Source organism: Actinomadura sp. HBU206391, from assembly GCF_014323665.1.
Lineage (GTDB): Bacteria > Actinomycetota > Actinomycetes > Streptosporangiales > Streptosporangiaceae > Actinomadura_C.
On sequence record NZ_JABVEB010000526.1, the window covers coordinates 1 to 1,579 of the forward strand.

Annotated in this window: 1 protein-coding gene; it reads left to right on the forward strand. The window is 59.3% G+C overall.

The genetic code is table 11. The annotated features are described in order from the left end of the window. Positions 1-136 precede the first annotated feature (136 nt). Positions 137-1,414: an IS4 family transposase gene (locus HKK72_RS39090; protein ID WP_187239406.1), complete on the forward strand. Its 1,278-nt coding sequence runs from the start codon at positions 137-139 to the stop codon at positions 1,412-1,414. Positions 1,415-1,579 lie beyond the last annotated feature (165 nt).

Below are 1,579 nucleotides of genomic sequence, written 5' to 3' on the forward strand. Positions count from 1 at the left end.
GGCAATACCGCTTAGTTAAGGCTCTCGGTGTTTTGGTTTCCACATATCCACACCGCCATTCCAGGGTTTCTGTGGATAGCTCACGGATTTGATTATTTTGCTTCCGTTCCCCTCGTCGCATGGTTATCTTCTCGCCATGGGTGAGGCGGAAGGTAGTCGGGCGGCAGTTCCAGGTGCACGTCTGACCGATCGGATCGGCTTGGGGGTTTTGACGCGGCTTATCGATCGTGACCTGGTCGATGATGTTCTAGCCGAGACAGGGCGGGTCGAGCAGCGGTCCCGGCTGTTGCCGGCTCGTGTTGTGGTCTATTACGTGTTGGGCCTGTGCTTGTTCTTCGGAGAAGCCTACGAGGAGGTCATGCGTCTTCTTGTCGATGGGCTGCGTTTCCTCGGAACATGGCGGAAAGAGTGGAAGGTCCCGACAACGGGTGCGATCACACAAGCGCGTCAGAGGTTGGGTGCCGAGCCGTTGCGTGTGTTGTTCGAGCGAGTGGCGGTCCCCTGCGCGCAGCAGAGCACACGGGGTGCATGGCTCGGGTCGCGTAGGCTGATGGCCATTGACGGTTTCGTGTTGGACGTTCCCGACACCGCCGACAACGATGCGGCGTTCGGCCGATCGGGGGGCGTGAAGAATCCAGCCCCGTTTCCACAGGTGCGTGTGGTGGGTCTGGGCGAATGTGGAACGCATGCCATCGTGGCCGCCAGGCTGGGTCCCTGGCGGGTTAATGAGCGTATCTTCGCCGAAGAACTCATCGCTGATTTCGAGCCGAACACGCTGGTCATCGCCGATCGAGGATTTTACGGCTATCGATTGTGGCAGGCGGCGGCTGATTCAGAGGCAGATCTACTGTGGCGCATGCCGGCTGGTCCGAATCTGCCTGTCGTCCGCGCTTTGGCGGACGGCTCCTATGAGTCGTTTCTACTCGATCCGAAAGTCCGCGGACGCCGGGCAACCCAAAGACATCGCGGATCGGCGAACATCGAAGAGCCGTCCGGCATTCCGGTACGGGTGATCGAGTACGAAGTGACGAACCGTGAAGGCAAGGGCGAAATCTTCTGCCTGATCACGACCATCATGAATCCAGAGGAAGCGAGCGCCGCCGAATTGGCGGCCGCCTATGAGCAACGCTGGGAGTTCGAATCGAGCCTTGACGAAATCAAGACTCACCAGCGCGGCCGTGGCGGTGTGCTGCGTTCGAAATCACCGGAGATGATCGAGCAAGAGATATGGGCGCTGCTGCTCACCCACTATGCGATCCGGCATCTCATGTGCGAAGCAGCCGACCAAGCCGACATCGATCCCGACCGTCTGTCCTTCATAAGATCCCTCCGCGTCATACGCCGCCAGGTCGCCGACCAGGCGGGCTTTTCCCCCTCAGCGTTTGAACAACGCCCTGGAGGAGACACGGACTGAAATCCGCGAAAGACTCAACCTCAGACGGCACCGCAGTAACCCGCGCGTTGTCAAACGCATACACGTCCATGCCTACAGAGCCAAACGCCGCACTGACACCACAACTCCTCATCCGGACCCACCGCAAATAAGAATCCTCGCTGTGGCTTAACTAAGCGGTATTGC

Bases quoted from the DNA above. Each gene is read 5' to 3' on its own strand.
- HKK72_RS39090 (WP_187239406.1), top strand. From the start codon at position 137: ATGGGTGAGGCGGAAGGTAGTCGGGCGGCAGTTCCAGGTGCACGTCTG.